A 17,193-nucleotide genomic window follows, 5' to 3' on the forward strand; every position below is an offset into this window, starting at 1 on the left:
ACTAAATTGTAGTAGTTGATTGCTGAGGCGAGAGTTTTTATTTTTAAAAATAGAAGAAGAGAATGCGTAGAAGAGGAGAGTAAATGATAAAAATTGTTTCAGAGAGCCGCCTAGAAGCTGTGAGGGCGGTAACAATTTAATCATTGAAGATCACCTCGGAGCACTACTTTTGAAACTAGTAAAAAGTAGCGGAGTTGTTTCCGATAGAAAAACAAAAGTCTAATTGGACTTGCAGAGCTTATATTTCGTGAGAAGTGTAAGGAAGCTGAGTGGTACCGCGATTCCCTCGTCTCAGCAATGGATTGCTACAAGTATGTATGTAATCGATTGTTGAGACGAGTATATTTTTAAGGTTTATATACTGAATATTCTGTTAAAAATACTCATCTCAGCAATCGATATAGAAATAGATTGCAAAAATAGAGAGAAAAAAAGAGGAGCGATGTGAGATGGGAAACCAGTACATTTATATGAATGGGGAATTTGTAGAAAAGGAAAAGGCAGTTGTTTCAGTATATGATCACGGTTTTTTATACGGAGACGGTGTATTTGAAGGAATTCGTAGTTACGGTGGAAATGTATTTTGTTTAAAAGAACATGTAAAACGATTATATGAATCGGCAAAATCTATTTTACTTACAATCCCATTGAAGGTTGAAGAAATGGAAGAAGCGGTTTTACAAACGTTGCAAAAAAATGAGTATGCGGATGCTTACATTCGTTTAATTGTTTCACGAGGAAAAGGTGACTTAGGGCTCGACCCTAGAAGTTGTGTGAAACCGAGCGTTATTATCATTGCAGAACAATTAAAGTTATTCCCTCAGGAATTTTACGATAATGGATTAAGCGTTGTATCTGTTGCATCAAGACGTAATACGCCAGATGCACTAGATCCACGCATTAAGTCAATGAACTACTTAAATAACGTACTTGTAAAAATTGAAGCGGCGCAAGCAGGAGTGCTAGAGGCACTTATGTTAAATCAACAAGGATATGTTTGTGAAGGATCTGGAGATAATGTTTTCGTTGTGAAAGATGGAAAAGTGTTAACACCTCCTTCTTATTTAGGAGCGCTAGAAGGTATTACGAGAAATAGTGTTATCGAGCTATGTGAGCGACTTAATATTCGGTGTGAGGAAAGACCGTTTACTCGTCATGACGTATATGTAGCTGATGAAGTGTTTTTAACAGGAACGGCAGCAGAATTAATTCCGGTTGTGAAAGTTGATTCAAGAGAAATTGGAGATGGGAAACCGGGAAGTGTAACGAAACAATTGACAGAGGAATTTAAAAAGTTAACGAGAGAAAGAGGCGTACGTGTTCCAGGACTGGCGGAGAGCTTACTGTAGATAGGGAGAGGAGTTAATTAAAATGGAGCAGCATACAACACGTGAGAAGTTACAGTGTGAAAATGTGACAGGTGCCGGACACGTTATTCAATGTTTGAAAAAATTAGGTGTAACGACTGTTTTCGGTTATCCGGGCGGAGCGATTTTGCCAGTGTACGATGCGTTATACGGAAGTGGTTTGAAGCACGTTTTAACTCGTCATGAACAAGCTGCCATTCATGCGGCAGAAGGATATGCGAGAGCTTCTGGAAAGGTCGGGGTAGTCTTTGCTACCTCTGGACCAGGGGCGACAAATTTAGTTACGGGTTTAGCAGATGCTTATATGGATTCGATTCCTTTAGTTGTTATTACAGGGCAAGTTGCAAAACCTCTCATCGGAAAAGACGGATTTCAAGAAGCAGATGTTGTCGGGATTACAGTACCTGTTACGAAGCATAATTATCAAGTTCGTGATGTGAATCATTTATCACGTATTGTACAAGAAGCTTTTTACATCGCCGAAAGCGGGCGACCAGGACCAGTATTAATTGATATTCCAAAAGATGTTCAAAATGAAAAGGTAACAAATTTTTATAATGAAGTAATTGAGATTCCAGGATATAAACTAGAGCCTATGCCAGACAGTAGGAAGCTTAGAGAGGTAGCTAAAGCAATTTCCGAAGCAAAACGTCCACTTCTTTATATTGGAGGAGGGATCATTCATTCGGGTGGTTCTGATGAACTTATTCAGTTTGCGAGGGGAAATCGTATTCCTGTCGTTTCCACTTTAATGGGACTTGGTGCATATCCGCCGGGAGATTCGTTATTTTTAGGAATGCTCGGCATGCATGGAACGTATGCTGCAAATATGGCAGTAACAGAATGTGATTTACTACTTGCTTTGGGTGTTCGCTTTGATGATCGTGTAACAGGAAAATTAGAACTCTTTTCTCCGCATTCGAAAAAGGTACATATTGATATAGATCCTTCGGAGTTCCATAAAAATGTAACTGTGGAATATCCGATTGTTGGAGATGTGAAAAAAGCGTTACACATGTTGTTACATATGCCAATTCGTACACAAACAAATGAATGGCTTACGAAAATAGAGGAATGGAAGGAGGAATATCCTCTTTCCTACAATCAAAAAGAAGGTGAGTTAAAACCACAGCATGTTATTAGTCTAGTAAGTGAATTAACGAATGGTGAAGCGATTGTCACAACAGAAGTAGGACAGCATCAAATGTGGGCTGCTCACTTCTATAAAGCAAGAAAACCTCGGACGTTCCTTACCTCTGGAGGATTAGGAACGATGGGGTTTGGTTTTCCAGCAGCAATCGGTGCTCAGCTAGCTAAAAAAGAAGAACTTGTCATTTGTATTGCAGGTGACGCTTCTTTTCAAATGAACATTCAAGAACTACAAACAATTGCTGAAAATAACATCCCTGTAAAAGTATTTATCATAAATAACAAATTTTTAGGGATGGTAAGGCAATGGCAAGAAATGTTTTATGAAAATCGTTTATCAGAATCAAAAATTGGATCACCAGATTTTGTGAAAGTAGCAGAAGCTTATGGAGTAAAGGGATTAAGAGCAACAAATTCAACCGAGGCAAAACAAGTGATGTTAGAAGCATTTGCTCACGAAGGTCCTGTCGTAGTTGATTTTTGTGTAGAAGAAGGTGAAAACGTATTTCCGATGGTTCCGCCAAACAAAGGGAATAACGAAATGATTATGAAGAGGTGGGAAGAATGAGTCATACTTTTTCACTCGTTATTCATAACGAGCCAAGCGTCTTATTACGTATAAGTGGGATTTTTGCTCGGCGTGGTTATTATATTTCTTCTTTACATTTAAAAGAAAGAGATACTAGTGGTGTTTCTGAAATGAAACTCACAGCAGTTTGTACTGAAAATGAAGCGACATTACTTGTTAGTCAGTTGAAAAAATTAATTGATGTTCTGCAAGTAAATAAATTATAAGGAGTGTATGGAATATGAAAACATATTATGAAAAAGATGCAAATGTAGAGTTGTTACAAGGAAAAACTGTTGCAGTAGTTGGTTATGGATCACAAGGTCATGCGCAAGCACAAAATTTACGTGATTCTGGTGTAGAGGTTGTAGTTGGTGTTCGTCCTGGTAAGTCGTATGAAGTAGCGAAAGCGGATGGATTTGAAGTAATGTCTGTTTCAGAAGCGGTTCGAACCGCACAAGTTGTACAAATGTTATTGCCAGATGAACAGCAAGCTCATGTGTATAAAGCAGAGGTAGAAGAGAATCTTCGTGAAGGACAAATGTTACTTTTCTCACATGGATTTAACATTCACTTCGGACAAATTAATCCGCCAAGTTACGTAGATGTAGCGATGGTCGCGCCAAAAAGTCCAGGTCATCTCGTTCGCCGTGTATTTCAAGAAGGAAATGGTGTTCCAGCATTAGTCGCAGTGCATCAAGATGCGACGGGAACAGCGCTACATGTAGCACTGGCGTATGCAAAAGGTGTAGGGTGTACACGTGCGGGGGTAATTGAAACGACATTCCAAGAAGAAACCGAAACGGATTTATTCGGTGAGCAAGCTGTACTTTGCGGCGGGGTAACTGCACTTGTGAAGGCCGGGTTCGAAACGTTAACGGAAGGTGGATATCGTCCTGAAATTGCATACTTTGAATGTTTGCATGAATTAAAGCTAATTGTTGACTTAATGTACGAAGGTGGATTAACGACTATGCGCCATTCTATTTCAGATACGGCAGAGTTTGGAGATTATGTAACAGGATCGAGAATTGTTACAGATGAAACGAAGAAGGAAATGAAGCGTGTTCTGACAGAAATTCAGCAAGGTGAATTTGCGAAGAAATGGATTTTAGAAAATCAAGCAGGGCGTCCGACGTATAACGCAATGAAAAAAGCAGAACAAAATCATCAATTAGAAAAAGTGGGAGCAGAGCTTCGTGAAATGATGAGCTGGATTCATGCACCGAAAGAATTAGTAAAGAAATAGAGTAAGAGAGTATAAATGAAAAATATGTAAGAGGGGATTTGAAAAGATGAGAAGTGACATGATTAAAAAAGGTTTTGATAAAGCACCGCACCGTAGTTTATTAAAAGCAACTGGTTTGAAAGATGAAGATTTTGATAAACCTTTCATAGCGATTTGTAATTCTTTTATTGAAATTATTCCAGGGCATAAACACTTGAACGAGTTTGGGAAACTTGTAAAAGAGGCAGTTCGCGCGGCAGGTATGGTACCATTCGAATTCAATACAATTGGAGTTGACGATGGTATTGCGATGGGACATATCGGTATGCGTTATTCTCTTCCGAGTCGTGAAATTATTGCAGATTCAGTAGAAACGGTTGTAAATGCACACTGGTTTGACGGCATGATTTGTATCCCAAACTGTGACAAAATTACACCAGGTATGATGATGGCTGCACTACGTATTAATATTCCGACTGTGTTTGTTTCAGGCGGCCCGATGGCAGCAGGAAAAACATCTAAAGGAGAAGTTGTTGATCTGAGTTCCGTTTTTGAAGGAGTAGGAGCTTATCAATCTGGGAAAATTTCAGAAGAAGAATTAAAAGATATTGAAGATCATGGCTGTCCATCTTGTGGCTCTTGTTCGGGTATGTTTACCGCGAACTCTATGAATTGTTTATGTGAAGTGTTAGGTTTAGCTCTTCCTGGTAACGGGAGTATTTTAGCAATTGATCCAAGACGTGAAGAGTTAATTAAACAAGCAGCAGAGAAATTGAAAATTTTAATTGAAAGAGATATTAAGCCGCGTGATATTGTAACGGAAGAAGCAATTGACGATGCTTTTGCACTTGATATGGCGATGGGTGGATCAACGAATACAGTATTACATACGCTAGCACTCGCACAAGAGGCAGGACTAGATTATGATATGAACCGTATTGATGCAGTTTCAAGACGTGTACCTCATTTATGTAAAGTAAGTCCAGCCTCAAATTGGCATATGGAAGATATTGATCGTGCGGGCGGGATTAGTGCAATTTTGAAAGAGATGAGCCGGAAAGAAGGAGTACTTCATCTTGATCGAATAACTGCTACTGGGCAAACATTAAGAGAAAATATTGCTGAGGCAGAGATTAAAGATAAGGAAGTTATTCACTCTCTCGAAAACCCTCATAGTGAGGAAGGAGGATTGCGTATATTAAAAGGCAACCTTGCGAAAGATGGAGCAGTTATTAAAAGCGGAGCAACAGAAGTAAAGCGTTTTGAAGGACCTTGCGTTATTTTTAATTCACAAGATGAGGCACTTGCTGGCATTATGCTTGGGAAAGTGAAAAAAGGAGATGTAGTTGTCATTCGTTATGAAGGACCAAGAGGTGGCCCTGGTATGCCAGAAATGTTAGCACCAACATCAGCAATTGCTGGAATGGGATTAGGTGCTGAGGTTGCATTATTAACAGATGGACGTTTTTCTGGAGCTTCACGTGGAATTTCGGTAGGACATATTTCACCAGAAGCAGCAGCTGGTGGAACGATTGCACTTCTTGAACAAGGGGATATTGTATGCATTGATGTTGAAGAACGTTTGCTAGAAGTAAGAGTGAGTGATGAAGAATTAGATAAGCGTAAAAAAGAATGGAAACGACCAGAACCGAAAGTGAAAACTGGCTGGCTTGGACGTTATGCACAAATGGTAACATCGGCGAATACAGGGGCTGTCCTGAAAATCCCACATTTTGATTGAGCCAATTTAAAAGAGATAAGGATGATATATAATGGTGCAAAAGGTAAAGGAGAGAGTGAAAATTGAAGATATCTTAATGGCTCATAATTGCCTGAAAGATATCGTTATTAAAACACCGTTACAACGTGATACAGTTTTATCTGAGAAATATGATTGTGACGTTTATGTAAAACGAGAAGACTTACAATTAATTCGCTCTTTCAAAATTCGTGGTGCGTACAATTTAATTCAAAGCTTACCGAAAGAAAAATTACAAAACGGTGTTGTTTGCGCAAGTGCTGGTAATCATGCGCAAGGAGTTGCTTATACGTGTAATTTATTGAAGATTACGTCAAAAATATTTATGCCCACAACAACACCGAAACAAAAAGTATCACAAGTACAATTTTTCGGTGGTGATTTCGCAGAGATTGTATTAGTTGGTGATACATTCGATAGCTCTTTCCAAGAAGCACAGCGCTATTGTGAAGAAAATAAGATGACATTTGTTCATCCGTTTGATGATCCGTATGTCGTTGCAGGTCAAGGGACAGTGGCAGTTGAAATTATGCATGATATGGAGAAATCAGTTGATTATATCTTTACAGCAATCGGCGGTGGTGGGTTAGCATCAGGTGTTGGTACATATGTGAAAGGTGTTAGTCCTGCTACAAAGGTTATTGGTGTAGAGCCGATGGGAGCTGCATCTATGAAAGAGGCCTTTCTTCAAAATGAAAATGTCGCATTAGAGAAAATAGATAGTTTTGTTGATGGGGCAGCTGTTAAAAAAGTAGGAAAGTTAACATTTGAAACTTGTAAAGATGTAATTGATGACATTGTTTTAGTACCAGAGGGAAAAGTTTGTACGACGATTTTAGAACTGTATAAGAAAAATGCAATTGTAGCTGAACCGGCTGGTGCACTATCTATTGCAGCGCTTGATTTATATAGAGATGAAATAAAGGGTAAAACAGTTGTATGCACGCTAAGTGGTGGAAATAACGATATTGATAGAATGCAAGAAATGAAAGAACGTTCGCTCATTTACGAAGGATTAAAACATTACTTCATTATTGAATTCCCGCAACGTTCAGGTGCGCTAAGAGAATTTCTTGATAAAGGATTAGGACCAGAAGATGACATTACTCGCTTTGAGTATATTAAGAAACATAATAAAGAAAATGGTCCAGCATTAGTCGGAGTAGAGTTAAAACATAAAGAAGATTATGAGCAATTAATTACTCGCTTTAAAGAAAATAATATTCAATTTATGGAGCTTAATAAAAACCCTGTTTTGTTTGATTTGCTTATTTAATAGAAGGGAAGAGTTAGAATGTAAATAAAAAAGATAGATACAAGCGAGGAAATATAGTGCTTGTTCTATCTTTTTTATAGTTAAACTAGGTACTCATTAAATTCAAGAAGAATAAAGCTAGCTAACCAAAAAAATATTGCAATGCGAATAATTACATACATTGTAAATTCAAAGGGAGTAAGATTTCTCTCTCGCTTTATTTTTTTTAATAGTCTCACAGAATAAAAGGAACATAAAAGTAGGATTGCTATAGACATTTTATAGATGTTTTCTAAGAGGTTTATATTTTCTAATAACTCTTTCAGCATGTTTATCACCTATTCTGTAAAGTATATTACAGAGAAATAGATCTTGAGCTGTCTAGTTTCGTTTGTTTTTTATTTTCCCTGTATCATCAATTTCTACATCAGTTGAAATTGTTTGTAAATATTGAAGAGCTTTTTTCTTTTCTTCCTCATTTACAGGGGAAACTTGGTTGTTGCGAATGATATAAGGATTGAATGACATTTGGACATCCTTTCCTTTAAAAGTTAAAGTTAATACGCCAGTTTCAGCGCTTTTCCCATTCACATAACTTGGGAATAAAAAGTTACCTAATGAGTAAGCGATAGGAACTTTATTATAATACTCAAATCCTTGTAACCAATGTGGATGGCTTCCGACAATTGCGTTAGCTCCTGCTTCAACCATTTTAGGTACATATTGTTTTTGGTATTCTACCGGACGATTTGATTTTTCAACGCCCCAATGCATATAGACGATTAAATAGTCTGCATCTTTCTTTTGTTCTTTAATTGTTTTTGTTACAAGATTTAAATCATAGCCATTCGCAACGCCAGGTTTATTCTCACCAGCTACCCAATTAGAATCAGGCATAAATCGAACGAAGGAAAGAAATTTAAACTTTTTCCCTTTTACGGTCATTTCTCGTGCTGTATATGCATCTTTCGCATTTTTTCCGGCTCCAATGTAAGGGAACTTTAATTTTTCTACGTGAGAAATCGTATCTAATAATCCATCTTGCCCATAATCAAGTGTGTGGTTATTTCCAATATTTACGATGTCATATCCAGTGTTTTTAATAGCTTGTAATGTAGATGGATCACTTTTAATCCAAAACAATTGCCCAGGTGCTTTCTTTTCTTTCGTTGTAAATGCCGACTCTAAATTCACAAAAGAAATATCAGCTTTTTTTATTTCTTCTTTTACATGTTGGAATGGGTAATCAGCCCCATTCTTTTCGATTATAGGACGTAATTGCCAATCAAACATTGTATCACCAGAGAAGGTGAGTGTGATTTCTTGGTCTTCTATTTTCTTTTCGCTTTTTGAAGCGGTTTTACTAGATTTGTTTTGCAAATCGGGTTTGTCTTTTGCTTTTGAAATAAAAGAGTAATTGATTAATAAAACAATCGGTGTAATGAAAAAGGCTATTAACAAAAATCGTTTTAGTAAAGTTTTCATATATACCTTCCCTTTTAATATTATCCCGCAATTAAATTAACACTGAATCTATTAAAGGTAATTAAAGTTACAAAAAATAGCGGGTTATGTAGTGGAAAACATTTGTTAATATTCTCAATATTAAGTTAACATATAGATAACCTGTAAATCAATGTATAAACCAAAATATAGAAATAAAGAATTCGAAGGGTGAAGAATGAGAAATGGTTATATTAGGAGCAGTTGTAAATGGGATTTGTATTATATTTGGTACTTTACTTGGTAAATTATTTAGTAGGATTCCAGAAAGTATGAAAGGGACGATAATGCACGCAATCGGTTTAGCGGTTACTGTGCTTGGGCTTCAAATGGCATTAAAAAGTGAAAACTTTCTTGTTGTCATACTGAGCTTAGTGATTGGTACGGTAATTGGAGAATGGTTACAAGTAGAAGAAAAGTTAAAACATTTAGGGGATTGGCTAGAAAATAAAGTTGGATCGAAAGGGAAAGGTAGCATATCAGAAGGTTTTGTAACAGCTACTTTAATTTTTGCAATTGGCGCGATGGGGATACTTGGTGCACTTGACAGTGGGATTCGCGGAAATCATGATATTTTATTTACAAAGGCGATTATCGATGGATTTATTTCTATTATATTAACGACAACTCTAGGAATTGGCGTAGTATTTTCGGCGATTCCAGTTGTTTTATATGAAGGTGGTATTGCAGTTTTTGCAACACAAATTAATAGTTTTGTCCCGAAAGAATTAATGAACCAATTTATAGTAGAAATGACAGCTACGGGCGGCATTATGATATCTGCTATTGGATTGAACTTGCTTAGTATTATTAAAATCAAGGTGGCAAATTTACTTCCAGGTATATTGGTAGTGGGTGTAATTGTTTCAGCTATATATAGTTACGGTTTGTTAGTAAATTAGTAGAGGATGGAAATACATATGGAGGAATTTCAATTTACAAAACGTGTGCATAAAATATTGGAGATTGCAGCAGAGGAGAGTGAGTGTAACATAATTCACCCGGTCCATCTGTTTATAGGTATGTGTAAAGAAGGTACAGGTGTTTGCGCTGAGTTATATATGTATTTGTTTCATAAAGTGGGTCCAGATTTTTTAGAAAAACTTTCGTTACGAAAACGATTCAATTTACATAATCAAGAATATAAAAAAATAGGACAATATAAACTATCTTATAAGGCGATAGAAATTTTACAAATAGCGAAGAAACGTATGGAACGCTTTCGGCAAGTATTAATCAATGAAGGACATATTATGTATGCATTCTTTCGTGTAGATACAAATATTGGTGAATTTATACATACACAAATGCAAGAAGATATATTACGTATTACAGCTGCACCGAGAGACTTAGTGGTTAATTTAAATAGTTTTAAATCTATTTATAATACATTATTTTGTCATGTAAGAAGAGCTAGTCCTTCTGATTTTGATAAGTTATCACGATTTGTGGCGGATGAATTTGGTGAACGGTGGTTGCAGTCGGTTGATTATGGATTTCGGACATATAGCGAAAAGTTACCTATCTATATTGCACAGCAGGAGGAAGTGATAATTGGTTTTGCCTGTTACGATGTAGTGAGAGGAAAGAAAGGATTGTTTGGTCCAATGGGCATAGCGAAACAAAATAGTGTGAAAGGTGTAGGAAAAGAATTATTGCATCATTGTTTATATAATATGAAGCAAGATGGATATGAATATGCGATTATTGGACAAGCAGGTCCCATTGAGTTTTACGAGAGAAATTGTAATGCTCGTTTAATACCGATAGATAATAATTAACCAACTTCATTTAGGGGAGTTGGTTTTATTATGAAAATGATGTAGAGATGTAGTGATTTTTACTAGAAAATAGCGGGTTTTGTAGTAAATCTTGCATATAAAGCAAATTACTAAACTTTTGACAAGAAAGGGTGTAGAATGGGTATCTAAAGAAAGAAGGTGTGAAAATGGCCAGCTGGAAACGAAATTTAATGATTTGTTGGCTAGGTTGTTTTACCACTGCAGCCGGTATGAGTTTAGTAATTCCTTTCTTATCTTTTTATATTGAGGAATTAGGAGTAACTGGCACTTCAAGCGTTGCACAGTGGTCGGGACTTGCATTTGGTGTAACATTTTTAATGGGTGCGATCGTATCGCCAATATGGGGAAAGCTTGGTGATATACATGGACGGAAATTGATGCTTATTCGTGCTAGCCTCGGTATGGCGATTATTATGACGCTTATGGGGTTTGTAACGGATGTGTATCAACTAGTCGCACTACGGTTTTTAATGGGAGCAGTATCTGGTTTCCTTTCAACGGCGATGACATTTATTGCAGCAGAAACTCCGAAAGAACATTCAGGTTGGGCAATTTCCACAATTTCAACTGGTGGTGTGAGCGGTTCGTTACTTGGCCCGTTACTTGGAGGTTATTTGTCTGAGTTAATTGGAATGCGTCATGTTTTTCTTGTTACAGGAGCTTTTTTATTCCTTTCTTTTCTCATCGTTTTTTTCTTCCTGCATGAAGAAAATCACTCTGCTCAAGCAAAAAAAGCACAACCGAAAAAAGTATGGACGATGGTTCCAGCAAAGCATTTAATTATTAGTTTATTTGTAACAACATTTATTATTCAACTTGCGAACATGTCAATTCAACCTATTATTACATTGTATGTAAAGAATTTAGAAGGCCCAGGAACAGCTCATATTGAAATGATTGCAGGCGCAGTCATGTCTGCGACAGGTTTAGCTATTATTATGGCAGCTCCTAAGTTAGGGAGATTATCAGATCGTATTGGACCTCAAAAAACGTTAGTTGTGGCGTTGTTTGCGGCAGGAATTATTTTTATTCCGCAAGCATTTGTAACCTCAGCTTGGCAACTATTAATTCTTCGCTTTTTATTAGGTATTGCACAAGCAGGACTATTACCTTCCGTACAAACTCTACTAAAACAACATACACCAACCCATGTAACGGGAAGAATATTTGGATATAATCAATCGTTTCAGTTTTTAGGAAATATGATTGGACCAGTACTTGGTGGACAAATTGCAGCACATGCGGGCTTTCAATATGTTTTCTTTTCTACTTCATCACTATTATTTATTGCGTGCATTTGGGTTTATTTTCACAATAAGAACGAAGAGGTATCAGAGAAACGACATTTGGAAGTTAGTTAACTAAGTGAATAAAAAAAGGATGAAGCAATGATTGCTTCATCCTTTTATTTAAAATTGAAGACAAAGATAGCTTAATGTACCAAGCTCGTAACTGCGGTGAATGACTTCACCGTTATTATCGCCACTTCCCATAGCGATAAATAAAGGAACAAAATGCTCTGCTCTTGGTACTGCTAGTTGTGCATGAGGGGCATTTTTCTCCCAATTAAATAATGCATCTTTATCAGTAGTCTGCATATGTTTAATAATCCAATCATCAAACTCAATTGCCCATTGTTCGGGTGTAGTTTGATTCCATTTTAAAGCTCGTAAGTTATGAACGGTAACACCGCTCCCGATTACTAAAATATCTTCTTGTCCAAGTCCTTTTAGTGCTTCTCCAATTTCAAATTGTTCTTTTGCAGGAAGGAATGGATTGACTGATATTTGGACGACAGGAATATTTGCTTCTGGATACATGCGGTGCAAGAGTGTCCATGAGCCATGATCTAAACCTCTCGTCATATTATGATGGACTGGAATACCTTTGTTTTTAAATTTTGTTTCTAACATAGATGCAATGTTAGAAGAGCCTTTCGCACGATATTTAATTTCATATAACTCAGGAGGAAAACCTCCAAAATCATAAATTGTTTCATATTCGTTATCTGATGAGGAAATCGTTAATACTTCACTTTCCCAGTGAGCAGTAAAAATAACAATTGCTTTCGGTTTATATGTTTCTCCAAGTGTTTTTAAAAAACTTGTATATTCTGTATCTTGAATAGCAAGCATCGGTGATCCGTGTGCTAAAAATAATGATGGCATCATAATAGAAACCTCCCAAAAATATAATAATTACTTTATGTAAGTAACTATATAATTTTACGGATGGTTCGTCAACATATTAATTTAAGAGCTAATTAGAAAAGTGAGTCATTTGTCATAATGAAGGCAATTGCATATAATACATAGTAAGAATAATGAATGGATATTCATTTTTAAAGATACATAATAGAGTTGGGAGCTGACGAAATGAACGTACAGGAAAGTTTCGTTACGGCATTGGATGGATCAGAAATTTATTTACGCAAGTGGTTACCAGAAGGAGATCCGCGAGGGATTATTCAAATTGCACATGGTATGACAGAACATGCAGGTGTTTATACAGACTTTATTGCTGCGTTATTAGAAGCGGGGTATGGTGTTTATGCACATGATCATAAAGGACATGGGAAAACAGTGAAAAGAGAAGAAGATTATGGTCATTTTAAACCAAATGTAGGTTGGAATGAGGCTGTGTCTGATGTTATTTTTGTATCAGAAACGATAAGAAAAGAGCAGACATGCCCGTTGTTTTTACTTGGACATAGTATGGGTTCTTTTTTATCAAGACGTGCTGTACAACTTAGGGGTGAACTATATGATGGGTTTCTGATTTCAGGAACAGGTGGAAATCCAGGGCTTTTAGGAAGTATCGGCCATAAAGTAGCGACAATCGAGATGAAACTACGCGGGGAGAAAACGAAAAGTCCAATGCTAAACTTTTTATCTTTCGGAAACTTTAATTCGAACTTTAAGCCAAATCGTACAAAATTTGATTGGTTATCTTCAGATAATAACCAAGTTGATAAATATATTGCGGACCCGTTATGTGGATTCATTTGTACGACAAGTTTTTATCGAGAATTATTTTCTGGTGTATTAGAAGTAAATAAACTAGAAGAGTTCAAAAAAACACCGAAAAACCTTCCAATACATATTTTTTCAGGAGATCGTGATCCTGTTGGGGATATGGGGAAAGGTGTAAAAGAAGTGTATGAAAATTATAAAAAATGTGACGTGAAAGATGTAACACTGCGTTTATATGAAAATGGGAGACATGAGATGTTTCATGAAGTAAATCGAGATGAAGTATTTCAAGATTTGATTTTATGGTTAGATAAGCATATTGTATGAGAAGAAACCTCACTTTTTTGAAGTGAGGTTTCTTTGAGAGAACGGAGGAATAGTTATGAGTGAATTTGTAAATAAAGAATATGTAGAAATAGATTTTCAAGATGTTTTGATTAAAGAAGAGGAATTGAAGAATTGTACTTTCATAAAATGCCGTTTTAGAGGGATAGATGCATCGGAAATTTCTACTGAAAATTGTAATTTCATAGAATGTGATTTTACCGGTGCACTTTTTAACGCTTCTATTCATAAAGTAACTACATTTGCGAATTGTAAGTTTGTTGGTGCGAATTTATTCGTATCGAAGTTTGAAGAATGTAAAATGACCGGCTCTGATTTTGAAGAAGCGAATTTAGACGGAATAACTATCATATCGGGTGATTGGTCATATACGAATTTAAGGTTCGCCAACTTAAGTAAACAAATATTAAAGGGTATACGTTTAATGGAAGCGGACTTATATGAATGCAATTTAGAAAAAGCAGATTTACGTGAAGCGGATTTAACCGGTGCACAATTAGGTAAGGCGAAACTTAGTGGTGCAAATTTAAAAGGAGCGGTAGTTGATAGAATTGATTTTACAAGTTTTGATTTGAAAAATGTGAAATTAGATATAGCACAGGCAGTTGCAGTAGCAAGATGTTATGGGGCTAAGGTGAACTAAATGATTTGTAAAACCGTTCAAAGTGCTGAACGGTTTTACAAATCATAATAGTAGTATAATAGTAAATGAGGTGTTCATACTATGGAAGATAAAACATTAGGTATACTACTAGATGTAGTTGGAGAATTATTTTCAGATGAAATATCAATTGCCGTTTCGAATACGAAAGAATATATTTACTATCGGCCAAGTAAACGAATTGATTTAAAGATTAGTGCTGGGGATCCTATTAAAGAAGGAACGATTGCTCATAAAGCAATGGTAACGAAGCAAAAAGCCTCTGAGTTTATTAACCGGGACGTTTTCGGTATTCCTTATCATGGAATGGCCGTACCGTTTTCAAATAATGGGAAGATTGAGGGGTGCGTGACGGCAATTTATCCCGCTTTAACGGATGGAAAGTCAGTCGTTACTTTAAAAACAACAGACGGATGGGTTCCGGTTCCTTTTTCAAAGGTCATGTATTTAGAAGCTAAAGATAAAAAGACGTATGTGAATTCAGAAGAGTTAACAGGAACACATAAGTACTCGCTACAAGAATTCGAATACTTGTTGCCGAAAGATTCCTTTATTAGATGCCACCGTTCCTTTATTGTAAATGTTAATCATATTAAAGCGATTTACCCTGATACGCATTCTACTTTTGTACTTTCGATGGATAACGGAGAGAGGGTACCAGTGAGTCAGTCATACGCTAGCTATTTTCGTAAGCTTCTAGGATTCTAAAATTTTCTGCTTTAGAACCTAGATTTGCTTTTTTATCTGAATTTTCGGCATTCTGTACAAAAATCCCTATTTTGATAGTGTTAATGTGTAAAATAATTATGAATATTCATTGAGAGAGGGATTACATATGGAGAATAATTTAGATAGAATTAGGGATCAACGTTTCAAAGATCGAGTAGTTACACCTGAAGAGGCAGCTTCATGGATTGAAAGTGGAATGACTTTAGGTTTAAGTGGATTTACACGTGCTGGGGATGTAAAAGCAGTCCCATTTGCGCTGGTGAATCGAGTGAAGAACGATAAATCTTTTAAAGTAAATGTTTATACTGGGGCTTCTTTAGGCTCGGATGTAGACAAATTATTTGCTGAGGCAGGAATTTTAGGGAAAAGATTACCTTTCCAAGCTGACGCGACTATGCGAAAAGGAATTAATAACGGAGACTTTTTATTTGTGGATCAACATTTGTCTCATACAGCAGAGTTACTCCGCGCTGACGTTCTGGATATAGATTTCGCTATTTTGGAAGCGGTTGCGATTACAGAGGACGGAATGATTATTCCAACCACTTCAATTGGAAATTCCTTAGCGTTTTCCTTAAATGCTAAGTCTATTATTATTGAAATGAATATGGCTCAATCCGCGCAATTAGAGGGGCTACATGATCTATATGAACCAGGTAAACAAGGAGAGAGGCTGCCAATTCCGCTTGTGAAAACAGATGACCGAATTGGAACAATCGGTATTCAAATTGATCCTGAAAAAGTAAAGGGAATTGTGTTTACGAATCAATTGGATTCGCCATCGACAATTGTTCCTCCGGATGAAGAAACTGTTATTATGGCAAATCATTTAATAGAATTCCTTCGAGAAGAAGTCAAAGTAGGCCGATTAACAAATCGTTTAGCGCCGTTACAATCAGGAATTGGTTCAGTGGCTAATGCAGTATTGCACGGAATGTTAGATTCAGAATTTGAAGATTTAGAAGTATATTCCGAGGTTTTACAAGATGCAGTTTTTGATCTTATGGATGCTGGAAAAGTCAATTTTGCTTCTTGTTGTTCTATCACGCTTTCTGAAGAGAAAATGCAACAAGTATTTTCTAACTTTGAAAAATATCGTGACAAATTAATGATGCGTCCACAAGAGATTTCCAATCATCCTGAAATTATTCGTCGCCTTGGATTAATCTCAATTAATACTGCATTAGAATTAGATATATACGGAAATGTTAACTCTACTCACGTGTTAGGTACAAAAATGATGAATGGTATTGGTGGGTCTGGTGATTTTGCAAGAAATGCTCGCTTAGCTATCTTTGTTACTAAATCGATTGCGAAAGGTGGTAACATTTCAAGCATCGTTCCTTTTGTTTCTCATGTAGACCATACTGAACATGATGTAGATGTTATCGTCACTGAACAGGGGTATGCTGACTTAAGGGGACTTGCGCCAAGAGAAAGAGTGGAACTTATTATTGAGAATTGCGTACATCCAATGTATCGTGCCCAGCTACGAGCTTATTACGAAGAAGCAAAAACAAGAGGTGGACAAACTCCTCATATTTTAGAAAAAGCTTTTTCTTGGCATACGAACTATGCTAAAAATGGAACAATGCTTGAAGCGGTAGTAGAAACTGTATAGGTGTGTATCGTACGAAATAGTAAAACGAATGAGTGAGCTTGAAGATTAAATTTTAGAAAAAGAGAACGCCGACTTTTAGGGATGGCGTTCTTTTTCTTTAAATAAATTGTTAAAAATCGTACTGATTATAATAAAGATTTATAAAAGTAATTTCTAATTTATGAAAATAAAAGGTTTTTTGAAGTGCTTTCCGAATCAATTTAGTAGTTTACATATTGAAAGTGAGGAAAAAGA

General features: G+C 36.4%; 16 protein-coding genes and 1 other annotated feature. Of the genes, 13 read left to right on the top strand and 3 right to left on the bottom strand.

The genetic code is table 11. The features are described from left to right. The first annotated feature begins 58 nt into the window (after positions 1-58). Positions 59-297: a binding site (T-box leader), on the top strand. Between the two features lie 152 nt (positions 298-449). The 6 genes from ilvE to ilvA are packed head-to-tail and all read left to right on the top strand — an operon-like array spanning position 450 to position 7,347. Beyond that, positions 450-1,349: a branched-chain-amino-acid transaminase gene (gene ilvE / locus MHI26_RS09195; RefSeq protein WP_000528128.1), complete on the top strand. Its 900-nt coding sequence runs from the start codon at positions 450-452 to the stop codon at positions 1,347-1,349. A gap of 22 nt (positions 1,350-1,371) precedes the next feature. Continuing rightward, positions 1,372-3,084: an acetolactate synthase large subunit gene (ilvB, locus tag MHI26_RS09200; RefSeq protein WP_000434922.1), complete on the top strand. Its 1,713-nt coding sequence runs from the start codon at positions 1,372-1,374 to the stop codon at positions 3,082-3,084. After that, a complete protein-coding gene (locus MHI26_RS09205) occupies positions 3,081-3,311 on the top strand; it encodes an ACT domain-containing protein (protein WP_000019909.1) in 231 nt (76 codons plus the stop codon). The genes ilvB and MHI26_RS09205 overlap by 4 nt, the downstream gene beginning before the upstream one ends. 14 nt (positions 3,312-3,325) lie before the next feature. Further along, positions 3,326-4,333 (top strand): ketol-acid reductoisomerase, encoded by a 1,008-nt coding sequence (gene ilvC / locus MHI26_RS09210; protein ID WP_000861143.1) that lies wholly within the window; start codon positions 3,326-3,328, stop codon positions 4,331-4,333. A 46-nt stretch (positions 4,334-4,379) separates the two neighbouring features. Then, the gene (gene ilvD / locus MHI26_RS09215) at positions 4,380-6,053 is read left to right on the top strand and encodes a dihydroxy-acid dehydratase (RefSeq protein WP_001255817.1); all 1,674 of its coding nucleotides are present in this window, start codon (positions 4,380-4,382) and stop codon (positions 6,051-6,053) included. A gap of 31 nt (positions 6,054-6,084) precedes the next feature. Next, positions 6,085-7,347: a threonine ammonia-lyase IlvA gene (ilvA, locus tag MHI26_RS09220; protein WP_061666782.1), complete on the top strand. Its 1,263-nt coding sequence runs from the start codon at positions 6,085-6,087 to the stop codon at positions 7,345-7,347. An 80-nt stretch (positions 7,348-7,427) separates the two neighbouring features. Here the strand turns inward: ilvA and MHI26_RS09225 are convergent, their stop codons facing one another. Both MHI26_RS09225 and MHI26_RS09230 read right to left on the bottom strand, forming a co-directional pair. Next, positions 7,428-7,655 (bottom strand): hypothetical protein, encoded by a 228-nt coding sequence (locus tag MHI26_RS09225; protein ID WP_000910605.1) that lies wholly within the window; start codon positions 7,653-7,655, stop codon positions 7,428-7,430. A gap of 52 nt (positions 7,656-7,707) precedes the next feature. Beyond that, positions 7,708-8,811: a CapA family protein gene (locus MHI26_RS09230; protein ID WP_000854535.1), complete on the bottom strand. Its 1,104-nt coding sequence runs from the start codon at positions 8,809-8,811 to the stop codon at positions 7,708-7,710. Positions 8,812-9,014: 203 nt separating this feature from the next. On the opposite strand from MHI26_RS09230, the gene MHI26_RS09235 reads away from it, so the two are divergent. From MHI26_RS09235 to MHI26_RS09245, 3 genes are all read left to right on the top strand, one after another. Further along, positions 9,015-9,731, top strand: coding sequence for a DUF554 domain-containing protein (locus tag MHI26_RS09235; RefSeq protein WP_000236051.1), 717 nt, complete (start codon positions 9,015-9,017; stop codon positions 9,729-9,731). Between the two features lie 18 nt (positions 9,732-9,749). Continuing rightward, positions 9,750-10,610, top strand: coding sequence for a GNAT family N-acetyltransferase (locus tag MHI26_RS09240; RefSeq protein ID WP_061666781.1), 861 nt, complete (start codon positions 9,750-9,752; stop codon positions 10,608-10,610). A 167-nt stretch (positions 10,611-10,777) separates the two neighbouring features. After that, positions 10,778-11,992, top strand: a complete 1,215-nt coding sequence (locus MHI26_RS09245; RefSeq protein WP_000179324.1) for a multidrug efflux MFS transporter — start codon at positions 10,778-10,780, stop codon at positions 11,990-11,992. Positions 11,993-12,040: 48 nt separating this feature from the next. Here MHI26_RS09245 and MHI26_RS09250 read toward each other — a convergent pair whose 3' ends face one another. Then, positions 12,041-12,802, bottom strand: a complete 762-nt coding sequence (locus MHI26_RS09250; protein ID WP_000982936.1) for a DODA-type extradiol aromatic ring-opening family dioxygenase — start codon at positions 12,800-12,802, stop codon at positions 12,041-12,043. Positions 12,803-13,006: 204 nt separating this feature from the next. On the opposite strand from MHI26_RS09250, the gene MHI26_RS09255 reads away from it, so the two are divergent. The 4 genes from MHI26_RS09255 to MHI26_RS09270 all read left to right on the top strand — a co-directional run bounded on the left by MHI26_RS09255 (position 13,007) and on the right by MHI26_RS09270 (position 16,959). After that, positions 13,007-13,930 carry an alpha/beta hydrolase gene (locus MHI26_RS09255; RefSeq protein ID WP_001102579.1) on the top strand — a complete coding sequence of 308 codons (924 nt, stop codon included), beginning with the start codon at positions 13,007-13,009 and terminating at the stop codon, positions 13,928-13,930. Positions 13,931-13,985: 55 nt separating this feature from the next. Further along, the gene (locus MHI26_RS09260) at positions 13,986-14,591 is read left to right on the top strand and encodes a pentapeptide repeat-containing protein (RefSeq protein WP_001288921.1); all 606 of its coding nucleotides are present in this window, start codon (positions 13,986-13,988) and stop codon (positions 14,589-14,591) included. 81 nt (positions 14,592-14,672) lie between these two features. After that, positions 14,673-15,317 (top strand): LytTR family DNA-binding domain-containing protein, encoded by a 645-nt coding sequence (locus MHI26_RS09265; RefSeq protein ID WP_000389701.1) that lies wholly within the window; start codon positions 14,673-14,675, stop codon positions 15,315-15,317. A gap of 127 nt (positions 15,318-15,444) precedes the next feature. Beyond that, the gene (locus tag MHI26_RS09270) at positions 15,445-16,959 is read left to right on the top strand and encodes an acetyl-CoA hydrolase/transferase family protein (protein WP_061666780.1); all 1,515 of its coding nucleotides are present in this window, start codon (positions 15,445-15,447) and stop codon (positions 16,957-16,959) included. The last annotated feature ends 234 nt before the right edge of the window (positions 16,960-17,193 follow it).

Source organism: Bacillus sp. FSL K6-1218 (genome assembly GCF_038006445.1).
Taxonomy (GTDB): domain Bacteria; phylum Bacillota; class Bacilli; order Bacillales; family Bacillaceae_G; genus Bacillus_A; species Bacillus_A thuringiensis_S.